Origin of the sequence: Lysinibacillus sp. FN11 (genome assembly GCF_024628845.1) — a bacterium.
In the GTDB taxonomy this organism is placed as follows: Bacteria; Bacillota; Bacilli; order Bacillales_A; family Planococcaceae; genus Lysinibacillus; species Lysinibacillus capsici.
This window is the reverse complement of sequence record NZ_CP102383.1, coordinates 4,673,608-4,691,633: the sequence shown is the minus strand read 5'-3', so window position 1 is coordinate 4,691,633 and position 18,026 is coordinate 4,673,608. Positions and strand designations below refer to the sequence as shown.

Genomic DNA, 18,026 nt, shown 5'->3' with positions numbered 1-18,026 from the left:
AAGCTTTATGCAACGAGCCCCTTCGTATTTTTTAGAAAGTTTCAAGCACTATTCACACTATTTCTTTTCATCAAAGTATTTTTGTGCGCCTGGATGAATGTCAATACTAATACCATCTAAACCTGTTTCTGCCTTAATAAATCTTCCTTTATCGTGAGAAATTTTATTTGTATTATCATAAATAGCTTTTGTCATTGAATAAACAACATCTTCCGGAAGATCCTTCTTCACCGCTAGCATAGCCAGAACTGAAACTGTCTCCACATCGTTTGCAATACCATAAGTACCAGCTTTTACTGTGTCTTTTGCATAGTAAGGGTATTTAGCAATTATTTCATCAGCTTTACCCGCATCTAAACCGATAATATTCACTTTCGTTGTAGCATTTAACGCTTCAACAGCACCTGTTGGTGTACCTGCTGTAATAAATGCAGCATCTATTTGACCTGATTGAAGACCATCTGTTGATTCACCAAAATCAAGGTTTTGTGCCTTGATATCATCCATTGTTAATCCATTGATTTCAAGTAATTGTTCAGCATTTGCGTATGTACCCGAGCCTGGCGCACCCACTGATACTTTTTTACCTTTTAAATCTGCATATGTTTTAATACCTGAAGCTTCAGTTGTAACAAGTTGCACTGTTTCTGGATAAAGCGCACCCAAAGCTGAAATTGTATCAATTTTATTGCCATCAAACATCATCTTACCTTCAGTAGCATAATAAGCAATATCCGTTTGAACAAATGCAATCTCACCTTTTCCTTCTTGTAAAGCAGTCATATTGGCAGCAGATGCCTGAGATACCTCTGCAGTAGTTTTAATGCCTGTATCAGTGGTAATTAAATCAGCAAACGTACCTCCAAGCGCATAGTAAGTACCTTGTGTGCCACCTGTTAATAAACTTAAAAACTTAGGTTTTTCGGTTGATTCGGAGTCTTCTCCAGTGTCCTTCGAACCACTCCCACTATCTGATCCACATGCGGCTAATATCATAAGCGCAAAGATACTTAATAGCATTATTAGATTAAATTGTTTCTTCTTCATAGTAACCTTCCCCCTTTGGTTATTTTTAAGAATCTATTTAAAATTAACAAACTTAGTATAATAATGTCAATATATTTATAGTAAATTCAGACTTTTATAATTATACAAAACTACTTACCACCCATTAATTTACAGAGCTATAGCTTTATTTAATTACCCCCTTTATATCTATAATAAACTCATATTTTCTTTTTTTAATAAAATAAAATAACTATTCTAACTGTATAAATAATGAATAGAATATAAAAAACTGCATCTGAAAACAAACAGATACAGTCATACATTCTATACTATTGAATGGCTCCACAAGCTATTCTTGCTCCAGAATTACCAGCAGGATCTGTTTTATAATCATCCGCTGATTCATGAATGACAATAGCACTTCCATCACTATCTAATAGCGAATTAGGTTGATCCTTTTGTAAAGTTAACCCCTCAGCTAAAAAGTTAAGATCCACATTGCCATCTTCACCAATTTCCAAATTTGGTAGGTCCCCTAAATGATAGCCATTAGGATTTAATTTACCATGTTCCTTGTTTGTTGGATTAAAATGGGCTCCTGCTGATTCAAATTTAGGTGGCTCACACTTTCCTACTTCATGAATATGGATACCGTGTGTGCCTGGTGGTAAGCCTGTTAATGCAAGCGTCACCATAACGCCATTATCTTCCTCTTGAAGATATGCATTGCCATAGCTTTCATTGTTAGCACCAATCACTTTTGCAGTAGCTGTTAAAGGGGAAGATGCATTGACAGCTACTTTTTCCTCTTTCTTATCAAAAAAACTGCAACCCGCAACAAAAATTAGTAAAGAAAGACTCATTAAGCTTATTTTTTTCATAAAAATACCTCCTCTCTTTCTGATGATTTCCAATTTCTTCAGTACTTATGCACAATTAGTCATTTATGCTTCTATAATGGCTCCTATTTCATTGGAGCTTGAATAGGAAAATCAACCAAAATAAAAGGGATTTCCCAAAGTTCGAGAAACCCCTTCCATAATTAATTTAAGATTTTTACCGTTACTGTTTTGACACCCCACTGAAGTGCTTGTCCTTCAGTAGGAATAAATACATCGATTTTATTTCCTTTAATAGCTCCCCCTGTATCAGCAGCAATTGCTTCACCATAACCTTCCACCCAAACCTTCGTACCGAGTGGAATAACTCGTGGATCTACAGCTATTACCTTTAAATTAGGATTCGATCTTATATCTGTTCCATTGGCTGTAATTCCTGAACAGCCTTCACAATAGGCTGTATAGGCAGTAGCACGCATTGTTAATGTTTTACCAGAAACAGTTGCTGGAGCACTTGCTGGTTTTGTTTTGGCTGGTGCAGCAGGCTTAGTAGCTGTTGCAATCCCCTCGGAAGTTTTTGGCTTTGATTTTGCAGCTGACGCTTTAATAGCTAGCGATTCACCAGCTAAAATCAAGTCTGACGCAAGGTGATTCCATTTTTTCAAATCGTCTACTGTCACATTATTAATACGAGCTATTGAAAATAAAGTATCGCCACCCTTGATGACATATTCATCCCCCAACGGTTCTTCTGCTTTTGACGTGTCTTTTACTAAGTCTTGCTCTGGGTAAAACCATAATGAATCCTTTTCATTTAATTGCTGGAACTCACCTACAGTTAAATTATAAATTTGCGGGAGTGTCCATAGTATATTACCTGGCGATTTGTCCTTAGCAAAGGAAGGACTAGTATAGAGACTCACACCAAAAGTCAATACTACCGCTAAAGCTAATGCTCTTTTCTTCATGTTTAGTAATACCTCCATCATTTTATTATTTGTTGCAAATCTGTTGCTAGCACACTAGAGTTGACCGCTCTATTATGTAAGCAACAATAAGTTTGCAAATTAATAACTCAGGACTAGCTGCCTGATATTAGGAATTATTACTATAAAAACGGAAAAATATACAATTTCAATTAATTTTTTAGTAATTTAATCAATTTATTGCGTATAAACTATAATTTAGTAGGGCTGTCTAGGACTTTTTTATATTAGATATTTGCTATATTTAGCCGATAAAAAAAGAAAAGGAGGGAATATAAAAATGGAGGTTAATTCACTTATGTCATCTCAGCTGATGGAGCTCCAACAAACAGTACAGATGAGTGTCATGCAAAATGCTCTTAATTTAAACACAACTACAGCAATTGAATTACTGAAAGAACTACCTCAGCAACAAACAGCTCCCACTCACCCATACAAAGGATCTATAATAGATATCTCAATCTGATCATACAGCCATATTTATGAAAAGGAGGTTCCTTATGTGATTCGGGTAATTGTCGTGGACGATGAGCCATTAGCTCTGGTTAGTATGAAAAAACATTTAAATGAATTTGATAACATAGAGGTCATTCGAACCTTTACTACAGCAAAGGATGTACTGAAAGAAGGACCTACCTTAGACTTTCAAGTAGCATTTTTAGACGTTGAAATGCCCGGTATGAGCGGATTAGAAGTAGCACAATTGTTAAAAACATGGGATAAAAATATCTGTATCATATTTGTAACTGCCTATCGAGACTATGCTGTTCAGGCATTTGATGTACAATCTCTTGATTATTTATTAAAGCCAGTTTCAAAATCTCGCTTAGAAATGACAATTAACAGAATACAAAAGCTATTCCAAAAAGAACTATCATCGGAGAAAACTCGAACGCATCAAAAGCCTATGCTTCAAATCAGATGCTTTGGAGAGTTTGTCGTTTCTTTTGATGAAAAAGTAATTCATTGGAGAACAATTAAAACAAAAGAGTTGTTTGCCTTTCTATTTTTACAGCTTCATATGCCAGTACCTCGTGATAACATTTTAGATTCACTTTGGAGTGATACGGATGTAAAAAAAGCCAGAGTACAATTGCATACTACTGTCTCCTACTTACGTACAACACTTTCAGCTTATGGCTACACGGATGTCATTGAATATGCGAATGGCTGCTATATTCTGAAACTAAACGATTTTCAATGTGATGCCTTTGATTTGGAGGATATCTTAAATACCAAAGCTGAAACAGGAAGATTAAATATTGAAAAAGCTGAGGAACTCATCCAAAATTACCATGGTGAGTTTATGGCAACAATGGACTATGCATGGACTACTAGTAAAGCAAATTTGATGAATAAACAATTTAGTCAACTACTTGATGAATTGATACTTTATTACTCTAAAAATCAGAATCTTAAAAACAGAGAGCGTTCATTGTTATTTGCTTTAGAGTTTAATCCGTATTCCGACAAAATCGTGCAGCAATTAATCCAACATTATACTGAAATTGGAAATCGCGCAGAAGCTATAAAAATATATCATTCGTTTAATAGCCTTCTATTAACAGAATTAAATGTGTCACCATCTCAGGAAACCACAGAACTTTTTCAAAATGTCTTACAGGCACATGAAAAAGAGTACGAAACAAGCGTTTACCCCTAAGGACACATGAAAAAACATGCTAGCGTCAAGTGCTAGCATGCTTGTATAGTTTAATATTATTTAACAATCATTTGTCTCATATTACTTACAACACATAAACAGTTTCTTCCAGATTGTTTAGCCTTATATAAAGCATGATCTGCAATTTCTATCAATTGATTGGGACTCTGGACATTAGGGGTAAAAGCCGTAATTCCAGCAGACATTGTCACAGGTCTCCCACACACAGTTTCTTGTAAACCTTGTTTAATTCGGAGACTTTCCGCTAGTTGAACTGCATCCTCTATATTCATAGAAGGTAAGATGACCATAAATTCTTCGCCGCCAAATCTAAAGCAAAAACCCTTTTCCCCGACACTGCTCTGCATAGTCATCGCAAAGGCTTTTAAAACTTCATCCCCTACAGTATGACCATATGTATCATTTATACTTTTAAAATCATCTAAATCTATTAAGATAATGGCATGGGGAACCTTATCAATAATTAATTTGTGTAAAATTTGATCCATTCTTCTGCGATTAAGAATCCCTGTTAGTGAATCTAAGTTCAACTGCTCTGTTAAGTCATTGATTTTACTTTCCGAACAGATCATCATATTTTGAACATTCTTTTTCAATAAATTTACCTCATCATACCAATCAGCGATTTCCTCAATCCCTTGTGCTCCTTCATCTACTTCAATCCTTTTCGATAGCTCTTTAAGAGGCTGTGTAATTTTGATAGCAAACCAAATAGCAAACCCCATAATAGTTGCTATAACTATTATGATTGGGCCTAGGACTTTTTTAAAAAACAAATTGAAGGACACTATTCCTTCACCAAGTAAAGTATCAACTATTTGTTGCGTATACGGCTCTAATGAATGGTCATCTGTCTTAGCATCTTGTAAATAGCTTTCTGTAATTGTCGAGACTTCCATTACATAAGTTTCTTGTACATTTGCTTTATGTTCCTTCAAAATTTCATTGAAATTACGATAGCTAATCCAAATACTAATACTAGATGTCACGAGGACAACAATAGTTGTCACACTAATAATAAGAAACGATAACTTTAACTTGAATTTACCCACAATAGATCATTTCTCCCATTGAGATGTTTTGTCGTTAATCTTATCTATGTTTAAATTTCGATATACTTATTCAATCATCATACGTCAAACCTCTTAAAGAAAACTTAAACACTAATGATTTTTTCCTTCTTCAATTTAAAAGGAAAAAATCGATAGTACTACTAACTCCAAATTGTTCTATTTATATAGGCTTAAAGCATTCTTTTATTATCCATTATATTTTCTTTTTTCCAATTTCGTGGCATGGTAGATAGAGATTCATTAGGAGGGAAAATTGCTGTGTTGAGAAAAGCTTCTACCCAACATCTACTTATTATAATTGCCATTTTTATAGTCCTTACTTTTCTAAGGTTATTATGGTTAAACTATTTCCTCCCCTCTACACATCAGCCTAGTGCCAAAGATGGTGTGGTCAACATAAACAATTTGACTACTTCGGAAGAAGAAGTTATTTCCTTGGATGGAGGATGGATCTATTATCCTGGACAATTTGTGAATGCTGAAAATAAGGGGGGTAACAAAGAGAGTCATAGCAATACCTATAATATACAAAATATTCCTGCATTAAAAAAAGAGCGAACAACTCAACCCTATGGCACTTATCAGTTAAGAATTCTGCTACCTAACACTTCAGATAATGATCGATATGCCATTCGTATCCCTGCTATCTCAACTGCTTCAAACTTATATATAAATGGAAAGCTAGTAGGGAAATCAGGCAAAGTAGCAGATAATGCGGAAGACCATGAAGGTCAGGCTGCACCTTATACTGTTTATTTTACTAATACGCAATCTGAAATTAATCTCATACTTCATGTATCTAATTTTGATACACCTACAAGTCCTATTATTAATAAAAGGATTTTATTTGGCACTGCTTTGGCAATGACACATCATCAATTAATTGTAGGGCTATCTCTTTCAACTATTGTAGTTATGCTAATCATATTCTCTCTTTTTAGCATACTTGTATATTTGTTCATCTATCGAAAATCTATCGTTTTACTTTTCACATTTGGCTTTCTTTTGCCCTTAGCAGATGAATTAATTACGTTTGATCGCTCCCTACTGGATTGGTTGCATATGAATTATGTATGGTCCTATAAGTTTTCTTCCATTATTTTCCTAGGAGCCTCCTTTTTCTTTGTTCAGTTTATGAGAGTCCTCTTAGTCAAATATCACAACACTAAAACATTTCAATGGATTTTTGCTTGTTATATTTTAAATGCAATACTCACGATTGTTTTACCAATGCCATGGCTGATACCTACGAAGAATATTTTCTTCGTACTTTATCTAGTATCCTTTCTTTACGTAGTGGTACTGGCTCTTAGAGAGTATCTAGAAAACCAAAAAAGAAGCTCTGCTTTTATTGCACTAACAGCTATCGGCACAACAAATGGTATTATATGGGGCTTCATTAAATCTGTATACGTATTCGATATTCCCGTTTATCCATTCGATTATTTATTTATCATGCTTGGTTTTTCTAGCTATTGGTTCAAACGTTTTCATGAGAACTCTCAGCAAATTCAAAACTTAGTGACAAAGCTACAACACGAGGATGCTTTAAAAGATGAATTCCTTACAAGCAATGCAGAAAAACTTTGGAGTCCAATGAATAGGATGATTACCCTAGGTCAATCCATTTATGACAACCCACAGAACAAACTTGTTACTGAAGATGAAAAAAACCTTAAACACCTAATCGATATAGGTAGAAGTATGTCCTTTACGTTAAACAACATACAGGATTTTACTCGTTTAAAAGAAGGAGATTTACATCTTCATACACAAAGTGTAAATCTTCAAGGTGCTGTTTATGGAGTTTTTGATATCCTCCGCTTTATTGCAAATGGTAAGCAAATACATATGGTGTCTTTAGTACCACCAAATTTCCCAAATGTATTAGCCGACGAAAATCGCCTTATTCAAATCCTATTTAACATTTTGCATAATGCCCTAAAGTATACAGGTGAAGGCTCTATAGAAATTATTGCTCGTGAAAAACAGCATATGGCTATTATCCACATTCGTGATACTGGACAAGGAATGGACAATTTTGTACAAAGTCTTTTGTATTCTCCCTATGAACAGGGTCAGGAATATGATGAAGGCATTGGTATTGGCCTACTTATTTCAAAAAAACTGATTGAATTGCATGGTGGTACGTTAAATATACAATCTATTCCTAACAAAGGATCGAATATTTATTTTACATTACCTCTTGCAGATGAAAGCACACAAAATAAGGAATACGCAACCTTTAATGCACAAGCTAAAACTCAGCTATCCACAACAAATGAACAAGAGTTATCCATGGTGTCAGATAAGCATTTCAGGATTTTAATGATTGATGATGACCCTATGAATTTAGCAACGATGAAAAGTATATTTTCGATCTCTGAATACGAAATTACTACTGTTACAAGCAGTGAGAAAGCTCTAGCCCTCATTCAGCAAGAAGCATGGGATTTAGTAATTGTTGATGCAATGCTTCCGTATATTTCAGGCTATGCTGTGATTCAAAAAATACGAAAACAATACTCATTGCTGGAATTACCCATCTTATTATTGACGATAAGAAAGCACCCTGAAGATGTTTATACAGGCTTTGCCTATGGTGCTAATGATTATGTAACAAAACCTATTAATGCATTAGAGCTAAAAGTAAGAAGTCGAGCTTTAATTGATTTAAAATATAGTATTCAACAACGTCTACATCTAGAAAGTGCTTGGCTGCAATCTCAAATCCAACCACACTTCTTATTTAATACACTTAATACCATTGCCTCACTTAGTACTATTGATACAGATAGAATGATTGATTTAATGCATCACTTTGGTGAATATTTACATGCCAGCTTCGATGTCCGAAATCTTCAAAGAGTAGTACCACTACAGCATGAGCTCGATTTAGTTCGTTCGTATCTTTACATTAAACAGCAGCGATTTGGAGAATTAATTCAGATTGAATGGGATATTGATGAAACAATACAAATTGACATTCCTCCAATTTCTTTACAAACGTTAGTTGAAAATGCCATTCGACACGGTATATTAAAGAAGGAAGAAGGTGGTACTGTTTGTATTCGTATTAAAGATTTCACAACTTATGTATCCATTAGTGTAATTGATGATGGTGTGGGAATTAGCCCCACTCTATTAGAGGAATTGCAAGAAGATTACAAAGGGACAAGCTCTGGTATAGGAATAAGAAATACAAATCTACGACTTAAAAGAATTTATGGCCAACAATTACAAATTCAAAGTACTATAAATCAAGGTACAAATGTTACTTTCCATATACCTAAAGATTAAAAACAGGAGTCATTACAGTGCCAATTTGAATCTGTAGTGACTCTTTTCTCAAGTTTATAATAACAATTTTTCTATAGATTTTTTGAATTGAGGGTACATTATACATATAGAATAAAGGAAGGATCGATAGGTATGTACAAAATATACATAATAGAAGATGATGCAAATATAGCTTCACTGATTGTCGAGCATTTAGCTAAATATCAGTTTGAATGCTTTACTGTACAACAATTTCCACACATTATTGAAGAATTTAATACGATACAACCACACCTAGTCATTATGGATATCAATCTCCCGACTTACGATGGCTATTTTTGGTCACGGAAAATCCGTCAACTCTCAACCTGTCCAATCGTCATTGTCTCTGCCAGAGTAAATGATATTGATCAAGTATATGGAATTGAAAATGGTGCCGATGACTTTATTACAAAGCCCTTTTCATTGGATGTCCTCATGGCAAAAGTAAATGGACTACTTCGACGTACCTATGGTGAATATGCTTTAACCGAGACAACAACCATAACTATAGCCAATACTACATTAAATCCAGATACAGTTCGTCTACAAACAAAAGGCAAAGATAGCCTGTTAACGCTAAAAGAAATGCAGCTTAGTAAGTTATTATTCGAAGCTTACCCTAATGTAGTGCCGCGTCAAAAGCTTTTAAGTGCTATTTGGGATGATGAAACCTTTGTTGAGGAAAATACTTTGTCTGTGAATATTGGTCGATTACGTAGAAAATTGGAAGCCGTACACTCTCATCTTGAGATTAAAACAATTCGTGGTCTTGGATATCAATTGGTGGAGGAAAGTAAATGAAACTATTCTTTCGAGATCATCTTAGTTTCATTATTCTCTATAGCATAAGCTTCCTCCTATTACCTTGGATAATTCATGTATTAGATGACCTATCCGCACACTATGCCTACTTTATTTTTCTTGTCAGCTTTCTATTTATTCTGTGGCTACTCGGTCGTTATTATCGAAGAAGAAAGTTTTATCATCATTTACAAAAAAATATCAACACACAGGATGATCTTCATTTATTTGAACCACGTGCAGCTATTGAGCAATACTATAGTGAAAAACTAAGGCAAATACAGTATTTATTTTTAACCCAACAGCAAAGATTGGAAGAACAAGCACATGAGAAGCAACTTGTTCTATCACATTTTGCACATCAAATGAAGACACCTTTATCTGTTATTCAATTAATCGTTCAAGCTACACCCAACAAGACCACTGATGAATTGCAGCAATGGCATACCATCAATAAAGAGTGCAATAAATTGACATTTACCCTCAATCAGTTATTAACGTATGAGCGCACATCTCATTTAGTAGCTGATTTAAAAATTGAACCTATTGTTTTAAAAGGGCTCGTGCAAGAAGTGATCAATGATTTGAAGGATTTTTTTATCATAAGAGAAGTTTTTCCAAAGCTGACGTTTGCTGAAGACCAAATCATTTATTCAGATCGAAAGTGGTTAAAAATTGTACTTTATCAAGTATTAAATAACGCCATTAAATATAGTGAAATGGCAAGCACCATTCATATCGACTATGAAAATGAGGCTTTACACATAACCAATCGTGGTGAGACCATTCCTTCTAGCGAAATAGCACGAATCTTTGATTTATTTTATACAGGTATGAAGGGGCGATCAAGTGGCGAAGCAACAGGTATAGGCTTATATCTAGTGAAAAAAATATTAACTACACTAGAGCACCCCTTCACTTTACAATCTTCTGAGCATGTCACTATTTTTTCCATTAATTTTTCAAACAGTCTTAAAAAATGAAGATGACAACTTTGTCATCTTCACGTCATCAAGAGAAATAGGTTATGTGCCGCTCCTTTTCTATACTAAAGGTATCTAATGACCATAAAGGAGTTGTTTTAATTTGGGTAACGCCATACTACAAGTAACCAATTTGCACAAGGAATATATCGGTGAGATCACCTATAAAGCGTTAAACGGTATCGATTTTCAGCTACAGCAACAGGAATTTGTAGCTGTCATGGGACCTTCAGGTAGTGGGAAAACAACATTTTTAAATAGTGTATCCACTATTGATCGTCCTACCGCTGGCGATATCTTCATAAACAATCATAATCCTTACGCATTAAATGATGAGGACCTCGCCAAATTTAGACGCACTGAACTAGGTTTTGTATTTCAGGATTTTAATCTTGTGCATACATTAACAGTGAAAGAAAATATTTTATTGCCATTAACATTAGATAGCCTACCTGCTTCAAAAATGCTTCAACGTTTAAAGGATGTCGCTCAATTTCTCGGTATCGAGGAACTATTGCCTAAACGTATTTATGAAATTTCAGGTGGACAAAAACAACGAGTAGCCATCGCTCGTGCTGTTATACATGGACCAAGTTTATTGTTAGCAGACGAGCCTACAGGAAACTTGGATTCAAAGGCTGTCAATGATGTCATGAACTTATTTTCCTCAATTAATCAAGAGCTTGATACGGCTATTCTCATGGTGACACATGATCCTTATGTAGCAAGCTTTGCCAATCGCATTATTTTTATTAAAGATGGGAAATTATATAACGAAATACATCGAGGCAACAACCGTAAGCAATTTTATCAGGAAATTATGGACACGCTTGCTTTTCTGGGTGGTGGACAGCATGAGCTTTAATCATATTGTGCTTCAAAATATTTTACGTGACAAATGGACGTATGTTTCTTACTTCTTGAGTAGTATGTTTTCTATTATTATTTTCTTTCTATTTTCTGTTATCGTCTTTCATCCAAATCTGAAAAGCCTAGATCCAGACTCTACACTTGGAATTTCTTTAATGCTAGCTAGTATGCTCGTTTATTTATTCTCTTTTATCTACATTACCTATTCAATCACAGCATTTTTACGTAAGAAGACCAAGACCTTAGGAATATTTATGATTACTGGGGCTTCCATGAAGCAGATTCGTAAGCTGGTCTTCCGTGAAAATCTGTTAATTGGCATTTTAGCTATTCTGGCAGCTATCGTTCTCGGCCTTGTCATTACACCTCTTTTCTTAATGGGTGCAAAAGTTATTTTAAAGGCAGAAACATTTGGTATGTACATGCCTCTTCAAGCAATTAGTATAACCATAGGATTATTTCTGATTTTATTTGTTGTGATATCGACAGTTGTTACGAGGTTCATTAATAAAGAAGCGTCTATCCAACTCTTAAAAAGTGATACAGTTATCGAGAAATCTATTAAGCCTCATTATGGGTTATTAATACTAAGTATTTTGATGTCTGCCACTTTAGCTTGCTTGCTAAAAATCGAGCATTCCATTGTAGACACGTTAAGTGTCCTTTATTATCTGTTATTTTTTATTAGCATTCTTAGTACGATTTATTTAGTTATTACACAAGGATTTCGTTTGTTATTGAAAATATATGAAAAGTCTCCTGCCTATCTTCAAAAAACAAATATGCTTTTGGCGTCCAATTTAAATGCAAAAATGAAGTCACATGCAAATATGCTGTTTCTCATTACTATCCTATTAAGCGGTGTCTTTCTATGTACAAGTATTTTATTTAGCTCTTATTACAATGTAAAAAAGACTAGTGAAGAAAATTATCCATATAGCTTTCAATATATTGCTGATCCAAAAGCTGATGACAACATGGTAAAGGCTGATCTTGATTATCTTGAAAATACTTTATCAACGGTTGAAGCTCACAAGTATTTTATTGAATTTAAATCAAACGAAGATCAACGTATTGGCTATATGCCTTTATCAAATTTTAATCTGATACAGCATCAGGAAATCAAACTAAGTAAAGATGAGTTTATTGCCGCTGCTGGCAATCGTGGTGAAGCACCAATAATAAACACTGCCAGCGACCTGTTTATAAAGTCTTTCAAACTAGCCAGCACCCATGAGCAAAATCTGCTATCTACCGGCTTCCAACAAAGTTATTTCATTGTACCTGAAGACATTTACAAAACCATTGACTACCCTGTTTATAAAACGTATATCTATGAACTGGAAGATTGGACAGCCCATACAGATTTGGCAAGAACTATTACCAGTGACTTACCCTCTTTACCTGGAGAACGTTATGTAACATCCAAAATTGATTTATATAACACAGAGATGTTTGTCAAAAGCGTCATGTTCTTTATCGGCTCCATGTTAAGTCTAATTTTCTTAAGTGCAGCCATGAGTATATTGTACTTCTATTTACAAACAACATTACAACAAGAGAAGGAAAAGTATATTGGTATCCGTAAGTTAGGACTTTCTAGAAATGAATTAGCTACCATTATCACTAAAGAATTGGCGATTCTTATTTTTGTACCATTCACTATAGCTATTACACTCTTGCTAATTACCCTTTTGGCTATGCGAACAATGGTTTCTACAGCATTTTTACAAGTTTCCATAGCTAGCTCTTGTTGTTTCTTTGTACTTTTCCTCATTAGCTATGTATTCATTCGAAAAAGTTATTTTAAACGCTTAGTAAGCTAAAAAAATCGCACTCCTTAAGGGTGCGATTTTTTCATAGTGTTGAAAAACAAACCAATTAATAGAATCTTTATGAAAGGTGAAAATGTTTCCTTTTAGCAAGGTTTTTCAAATAAAGTGAAGGTGTTAACTACTCATTTTAGTGAGGAGTATCGTCACTCATCACTTCTCCCCATTGAAAATAAAAGCCCTAATTCAAAAAATGGGTTATTTGATTGCTACTGCTGATAAGGAAAAGACACTTCTCAGCATGGTTGATTGAAGAGGAGCCAGCGTCACTCCTAAGGGATCTAGCGGCTCATCGGACGCCCCCTGGAAAGGACGCTGGCTGAACGGAAATCAGCCTCTCGCCTTGTGAAAAGGGCTTTTTCTGCAGATGACATTATCTTTTTTACCAAAGAACGGGCTTTGCTACCATCAGCCATAGCATAATAAGCAATAATACTATATACATCCATGTTTTACGATGCAACAGTGAAACAAATTGTAGATGATTAAATGCTGGTGTGTTAAAAGTACGCAACGTCGGTTTAAACGCTCTTGCTAGAAATACGATGGATGCAAACATCACGAGGAAGGTTAATACAATCCACGAGGTATTCCAATAATAGCCCGCATGCCACATTAACAAAATACCCGAGGCTACTAGTACATGCCCCGAATGTTTGACGAGCGTAATGGCCCCCTTAAAGGCTTCTATATATGGTGGCATGTCATCCATGGAAGCTGTACGCATTTTTTTTACAATGGTGAGCACAACGAACAAAGGCCCAATCGAAAGAATAGCACTTAAAATATGTATATAAAGAAGAAGTGTATAAATGGAAAACATGCTGTGTACTCCCCTTTTCATCAGTCCCTTTCATTATAGCATTCAAGCTGAATTTACTTTATCAGCAATTGTGAATCCTTTGTAAACACAGCCTGAATCATTGTTAAATTGTTTGAAAACCGTATAAAGAGGGTATTGTTTATAGTAACATGCACTTATAGAACAAAAAGGAGTGATTTTTATAGGAATTCACCAATTTTTTACAAGTCTTAATGATTTAGAGCGTATCATTCGTTGCCCTGGTCGCTTCAAATTTGAAGAGCACAATGTGGCAGCCCATTCTTGGAAAGTGTCACAATATGCGATGTTTTTCGCAACGTTAGAAGAAATGCACGGTGCAACAGTTGATTGGAAATCTTTATATGAAAAGACAATCAATCATGACTTTGCGGAAGTGTTTATTGGTGACATTAAGACACCAGTAAAACATGCTAGCCCAGAGTTAAAGCAAATGCTCGCACACGTGGAAGAAAAAATGATGGAAAAATTTATTATCAATGAAATCCCACAAGAATTTCAGGCTGTTTTCTTTGAACGGATGAAAGAAGGAAAGGATCATACTTTAGAGGGTCGGCTACTTGAATTTGCGGATAAACTCGACCAGTTTTACGAGGCTTTCGCAGAATTAAAGCGTGGTAATACTGACAAAGAATTTGTCTATATGTACCAATCAGCCCTTTCAAAACTTTTGGCCATTCCACTTGAAGCGACAGTTCATTATTTCCGCACAGAAATTTTAAAGGACGCAGTAAAGGAAAAAACACATATCGATATTCAAGCATTAACAAATGAAGTATTAACATCAAACTAATAGGGTGCATGTACAAGTTTTCCGATTGAAAAATTCACGGAAGGCTTTTTTTATTTTCCGCAAAAAGTCGTATAATGAGGAGAGATTGAATGGAGGGAAAGTATTGTCACAGGAATGCTCAATTATAGAAGATTTAATACCTCTTTATAAAAAACAACTGCTTCAAGCATCAACAATAGAATTTGTCGAACGGCATCTAACAACTTGTCAGCAATGTCAGCAGCTAGTAGTCAATTCATCAACTCAGAACGCATACTTGCCCATGAAAAGAACAGTATCCTTTTTTCATATCATATTTATTGTATTATCCTTTATGTTTGCCATTAATTCGTCCTTACTCGGCAATCAAAAGGGCTTTGTCCTCTCATATGCTCTTTTCGGCTGTCTTTCTTACCTTTTCTATAAAAACATCTGGATTGTTTTTATCATAAGCTCTGTGCCTGTATTCGTTTGGGCTATCATTAATAATCTTAATAATGAGCTCTATATTACAACCTTTTCTTTAACAGAAATAGGAACGCTAGTGATTGGAGCTGGCTACATTGCACTTTTACATACCATTTTCGCCTTAATTGGCGCAGCTTTTGCCATTCTATTACGTAGGGTTTTTCAATAAACAAAAAAGCACCTCGAACTTTCTTACCAAAGTTGAGGTGCTTTTTGTTTGTTAGGCCTTTTTCACAAATTCTGATTTTAATTTCATGGCACCAAAGCCATCAATTTTACAGTCAATGTTATGATCGCCTTCCACTAAACGGATACTTTTTACCTTTGTCCCAATTTTTAAAGTGGAAGAACTACCCTTCACCTTTAAATCCTTAATAACAGTAACTGAATCGCCGTCAGCTAACAGATTACCATTTGCATCTTTTACAATAAGTGCATCTGATTCTTGTTCAGTTGCGTCCATACTCCATTCATGCGCACATTCTGGACATACATAGTTTGCTCCATCCTCATATGTATATTCAGAATGACATTTTGGACAATTCGGATAAGCTGCCATTTTTGCTTCCTCCTTTTACATTTTTACTAGGAAAATCCTCTTTATGCTCCTATCTTTACATAGTCGACCTTATTTAGCAAAGGTTGTTCGTATTTTACGTTCGCATTTGTGAAAAAAATATGAAACATCAGCACCCTTTTGAAGGTAGTGCAAGATGTTTATACCGCGATTTGGAACACTTGCCCATTGACTAATTTTCCATTATCATCTTACTTGCATGTTTATCGATCATGCTTTATTATATCCATAAAGGCTGCATTGTTCGTATAATATTAAGTTTTAACCTTTAAGCTGTAAAAGGGAGTTTTATTATTGGAGTTGGAATGACGGGCCTCACACTACGGTGCATGAGGATAAGCAGGAAAACTTCTGCGAACACCCACTTTGAGGAGTGGTGGTTTAAAACTTTCTATAATAACTACGGCATACGCGGCTTTTTATACATGATTGATACAGCACCTTAGCTATTTTGGTTAAGGTGCTTTTTTATATTCAGGCTATTCTCCGCTTCTCCTTATTCAATCACTTCCTAACCATTCATAAAAAGTAAGGATAACCTTCTTGTATTTTGTATAATTCCCTCCCATTTTGCACATAGATGGAGTAACAAGGGAGGTTATGACATTGAAGAAAATAATTTATCTATTGGTTTTTACTTCACTACTGTTAGTAGCTTGTGGAAAGAGTGCTGAACCAAAGGAAGTGGCAGTCGATCAAAATACGAATGTTGAAGATATTGTAGGCGCGATTGTGAAAAACGAATTCTCTGTGGATGAATCGAAAGACGGTGTTGTCACAATTTCCATTCAAGATACAGATGTAACAGAAGGATCGAAAAGCCAGATGCTAAAGGATTCTACTAAAATTTTCGCTGATTTGTCCAAATTAAAAAATGTGAAGACACCGGCTATTACTTGGTATGCTCCTCTCACTGAACCTGATGGGGACAAAACAATGACTGAGGTTTTGAATATTTATTTTAGTGAAGAGGATTTTCACAAAATAGACTGGGCCAATTATCTACAGGTCGATATCGAGTCTAGCGCTACAAATTATCATGAAGATGAGGCTTTGGAAGATTAATCACATAAAGATACCCCACAGCCTATTGTGGAGTATCTTTTTTTACATATTGTTCTATAGCGTTTTCTAAAAGAGAGTGCTTTATTTTGTAGTGAGTTGCTTGCCAAATTCCTTTCCCACCCTGCAGGATTATTAGTTGAGGTGATTCGTGCTTCACTTGAAGATCACAGGCAATAGCATTTGAAATTACCCGATCCATCTGCACAATGACAAGATATTTAGGCAATTTCGTTTGTAATACTTTATATTCCTTTAAAGCTGAAATACTACTTATACATGTCATGCTAATTTTTAACACAAGGCAAGGTTTGAACTTCGATTGCTCCAAAACCTCACACCATTTGTTTAATGTCATTATTCGTTGCATTTAGTAACCCCCTAAACAGATTATATACTACAAGGGGTATTTTAGGTTACAAAAAACACGAGACTACATACGTGCTCGTGCTTAAAATTTTGTTTAAATGCCTTCCGTATTCATGAATACTAGACGCCAGCCATCCGGGTCTTCAATGGTTACCCCTTTTTCAGCCCAATATGGATTTTCAGGCTCAACTTCGGGATATCCCATGACCGCAAGACGTTCGGCAATATGACGAATCGTATCTCTATTTGGGATATAAAGTACGAGTAGATTGTCCTTACTTGGTGCTGGACAAGGGCTACCGTCAATATGCTCTGTAAATTCTAAGTGATAACCTGCATTTGGAAGACCAATCATTAAACCATTATAGCCATGATGTTCTGTAAACGAACCAATTTTCTTTAATCCAACACCTTCACAGTAAAACCGTTCTACTTCCTTTAGCTGATCGGTTGGTCTTGCTACACGCACCTGTGCGACTGCTAATTCATTTGTCCATTGTTGTTCCATTGTTATGAAATCCCCTTTTAGATTATTGTAAA

General features: G+C 35.2%; 18 protein-coding genes and 1 other RNA gene. 11 read left to right on the top strand and 8 right to left on the bottom strand.

Annotation, left to right across the window (positions count from 1 at the left end; all coding sequences use genetic code 11):
• Positions 1-57: 57 nt before the first annotated feature.
• The 3 genes from NP781_RS24490 to NP781_RS24480 all read right to left on the bottom strand — a co-directional run bounded on the left by NP781_RS24490 (position 58) and on the right by NP781_RS24480 (position 2,815).
• Complete coding sequence (locus tag NP781_RS24490) at positions 58-1,047, bottom strand: TAXI family TRAP transporter solute-binding subunit (RefSeq protein ID WP_112117189.1); 990 nt, start codon at positions 1,045-1,047, stop codon at positions 58-60.
• Between the two features lie 290 nt (positions 1,048-1,337).
• Positions 1,338-1,889: a superoxide dismutase family protein gene (locus NP781_RS24485; protein ID WP_257521032.1), complete on the bottom strand. Its 552-nt coding sequence runs from the start codon at positions 1,887-1,889 to the stop codon at positions 1,338-1,340.
• Between the two features lie 161 nt (positions 1,890-2,050).
• Positions 2,051-2,815, bottom strand: coding sequence for a 3D domain-containing protein (locus tag NP781_RS24480; protein ID WP_257521031.1), 765 nt, complete (start codon positions 2,813-2,815; stop codon positions 2,051-2,053).
• A gap of 298 nt (positions 2,816-3,113) precedes the next feature.
• On the opposite strand from NP781_RS24480, the gene NP781_RS24475 reads away from it, so the two are divergent.
• Together NP781_RS24475 and NP781_RS24470 are read left to right on the top strand one after the other, a co-directional pair.
• Complete coding sequence (locus tag NP781_RS24475) at positions 3,114-3,299, top strand: putative motility protein (RefSeq protein WP_004229797.1); 186 nt, start codon at positions 3,114-3,116, stop codon at positions 3,297-3,299.
• A 36-nt stretch (positions 3,300-3,335) separates the two neighbouring features.
• Positions 3,336-4,496 (top strand): response regulator, encoded by a 1,161-nt coding sequence (locus tag NP781_RS24470; RefSeq protein ID WP_221679041.1) that lies wholly within the window; start codon positions 3,336-3,338, stop codon positions 4,494-4,496.
• Between the two features lie 56 nt (positions 4,497-4,552).
• Here NP781_RS24470 and NP781_RS24465 read toward each other — a convergent pair whose 3' ends face one another.
• Entirely contained in the window at positions 4,553-5,569 is a 1,017-nt protein-coding gene (locus tag NP781_RS24465; RefSeq protein ID WP_221679039.1) for a GGDEF domain-containing protein, read from the bottom strand.
• A gap of 279 nt (positions 5,570-5,848) precedes the next feature.
• Between NP781_RS24465 and NP781_RS24460 the strand changes: the two genes are divergently transcribed.
• The 5 genes from NP781_RS24460 (at position 5,849) to NP781_RS24440 (ending at position 13,391) form a co-directional block, all read left to right on the top strand.
• A complete protein-coding gene (locus NP781_RS24460) occupies positions 5,849-8,890 on the top strand; it encodes a hybrid sensor histidine kinase/response regulator (protein WP_221679037.1) in 3,042 nt (1,013 codons plus the stop codon).
• A 132-nt stretch (positions 8,891-9,022) separates the two neighbouring features.
• Positions 9,023-9,712, top strand: a complete 690-nt coding sequence (locus NP781_RS24455; protein ID WP_257521030.1) for a response regulator transcription factor — start codon at positions 9,023-9,025, stop codon at positions 9,710-9,712.
• Positions 9,709-10,695 carry a sensor histidine kinase gene (locus NP781_RS24450; RefSeq protein WP_257521029.1) on the top strand — a complete coding sequence of 329 codons (987 nt, stop codon included), beginning with the start codon at positions 9,709-9,711 and terminating at the stop codon, positions 10,693-10,695. The genes NP781_RS24455 and NP781_RS24450 overlap by 4 nt, the downstream gene beginning before the upstream one ends.
• Positions 10,696-10,798: 103 nt before the next feature.
• Positions 10,799-11,560 carry an ABC transporter ATP-binding protein gene (locus tag NP781_RS24445; protein WP_004229809.1) on the top strand — a complete coding sequence of 254 codons (762 nt, stop codon included), beginning with the start codon at positions 10,799-10,801 and terminating at the stop codon, positions 11,558-11,560.
• Positions 11,550-13,391, top strand: a complete 1,842-nt coding sequence (locus tag NP781_RS24440) for an FtsX-like permease family protein (protein ID WP_257521028.1) — start codon at positions 11,550-11,552, stop codon at positions 13,389-13,391. The genes NP781_RS24445 and NP781_RS24440 overlap by 11 nt, the downstream gene beginning before the upstream one ends.
• Positions 13,392-13,779: 388 nt before the next feature.
• On the opposite strand, the gene NP781_RS24435 is transcribed toward NP781_RS24440, so the two are convergent.
• The gene (locus NP781_RS24435; RefSeq protein ID WP_004229811.1) at positions 13,780-14,220 is read right to left on the bottom strand and encodes a hypothetical protein; all 441 of its coding nucleotides are present in this window, start codon (positions 14,218-14,220) and stop codon (positions 13,780-13,782) included.
• 172 nt (positions 14,221-14,392) lie between these two features.
• On the opposite strand from NP781_RS24435, the gene NP781_RS24430 reads away from it, so the two are divergent.
• Together NP781_RS24430 and NP781_RS24425 are read left to right on the top strand one after the other, a co-directional pair.
• A complete protein-coding gene (locus NP781_RS24430) occupies positions 14,393-15,031 on the top strand; it encodes a YfbR-like 5'-deoxynucleotidase (protein ID WP_004229813.1) in 639 nt (212 codons plus the stop codon).
• A gap of 103 nt (positions 15,032-15,134) precedes the next feature.
• Positions 15,135-15,647: a zf-HC2 domain-containing protein gene (locus NP781_RS24425; RefSeq protein WP_257521027.1), complete on the top strand. Its 513-nt coding sequence runs from the start codon at positions 15,135-15,137 to the stop codon at positions 15,645-15,647.
• 51 nt (positions 15,648-15,698) lie between these two features.
• On the opposite strand, the gene NP781_RS24420 is transcribed toward NP781_RS24425, so the two are convergent.
• On the bottom strand, positions 15,699-16,037 hold the full coding sequence (locus NP781_RS24420) for a zinc ribbon domain-containing protein YjdM (RefSeq protein ID WP_048393229.1): 339 nt from the start codon (positions 16,035-16,037) through the stop codon (positions 15,699-15,701).
• 247 nt (positions 16,038-16,284) lie between these two features.
• Here NP781_RS24420 and ssrS point away from each other — a divergent pair.
• Together ssrS and NP781_RS24410 are read left to right on the top strand one after the other, a co-directional pair.
• Positions 16,285-16,477, top strand: a non-coding RNA gene (gene ssrS / locus NP781_RS24415) — 6S RNA.
• 178 nt (positions 16,478-16,655) lie between these two features.
• On the top strand, positions 16,656-17,120 hold the full coding sequence (locus NP781_RS24410) for a hypothetical protein (protein ID WP_232735603.1): 465 nt from the start codon (positions 16,656-16,658) through the stop codon (positions 17,118-17,120).
• Positions 17,121-17,142: 22 nt separating this feature from the next.
• On the opposite strand, the gene ytxJ is transcribed toward NP781_RS24410, so the two are convergent.
• Complete coding sequence (ytxJ, locus tag NP781_RS24405) at positions 17,143-17,487, bottom strand: bacillithiol system redox-active protein YtxJ (RefSeq protein WP_221679027.1); 345 nt, start codon at positions 17,485-17,487, stop codon at positions 17,143-17,145.
• 93 nt (positions 17,488-17,580) lie between these two features.
• Complete coding sequence (locus NP781_RS24400; RefSeq protein WP_257521026.1) at positions 17,581-17,994, bottom strand: VOC family protein; 414 nt, start codon at positions 17,992-17,994, stop codon at positions 17,581-17,583.
• Positions 17,995-18,026 lie beyond the last annotated feature (32 nt).

Excerpts from the sequence above, each read along its gene's own strand:
- NP781_RS24440 (WP_257521028.1), top strand. The coding sequence starts at position 11,550 with ATGAGCTTTAATCATATTGTGCTTCAAAATATTTTACGTGACAAATGG.
- NP781_RS24435 (WP_004229811.1), bottom strand. The coding sequence starts at position 14,220 with ATGTTTTCCATTTATACACTTCTTCTTTATATACATATTTTAAGTGCT.
- ytxJ (WP_221679027.1), bottom strand. The coding sequence starts at position 17,487 with ATGCAACGAATAATGACATTAAACAAATGGTGTGAGGTTTTGGAGCAA.
- NP781_RS24400 (WP_257521026.1), bottom strand. The coding sequence starts at position 17,994 with ATGGAACAACAATGGACAAATGAATTAGCAGTCGCACAGGTGCGTGTA.
- NP781_RS24455 (WP_257521030.1), top strand. The coding sequence starts at position 9,023 with ATGTACAAAATATACATAATAGAAGATGATGCAAATATAGCTTCACTG.
- NP781_RS24490 (WP_112117189.1), bottom strand. The coding sequence starts at position 1,047 with ATGAAGAAGAAACAATTTAATCTAATAATGCTATTAAGTATCTTTGCG.
- NP781_RS24485 (WP_257521032.1), bottom strand. The coding sequence starts at position 1,889 with ATGAAAAAAATAAGCTTAATGAGTCTTTCTTTACTAATTTTTGTTGCG.
- NP781_RS24450 (WP_257521029.1), top strand. The coding sequence starts at position 9,709 with ATGAAACTATTCTTTCGAGATCATCTTAGTTTCATTATTCTCTATAGC.
- NP781_RS24420 (WP_048393229.1), bottom strand. The coding sequence starts at position 16,037 with ATGGCAGCTTATCCGAATTGTCCAAAATGTCATTCTGAATATACATAT.
- NP781_RS24475 (WP_004229797.1), top strand. The coding sequence starts at position 3,114 with ATGGAGGTTAATTCACTTATGTCATCTCAGCTGATGGAGCTCCAACAA.
- NP781_RS24480 (WP_257521031.1), bottom strand. The coding sequence starts at position 2,815 with ATGAAGAAAAGAGCATTAGCTTTAGCGGTAGTATTGACTTTTGGTGTG.
- NP781_RS24410 (WP_232735603.1), top strand. The coding sequence starts at position 16,656 with ATGACATTGAAGAAAATAATTTATCTATTGGTTTTTACTTCACTACTG.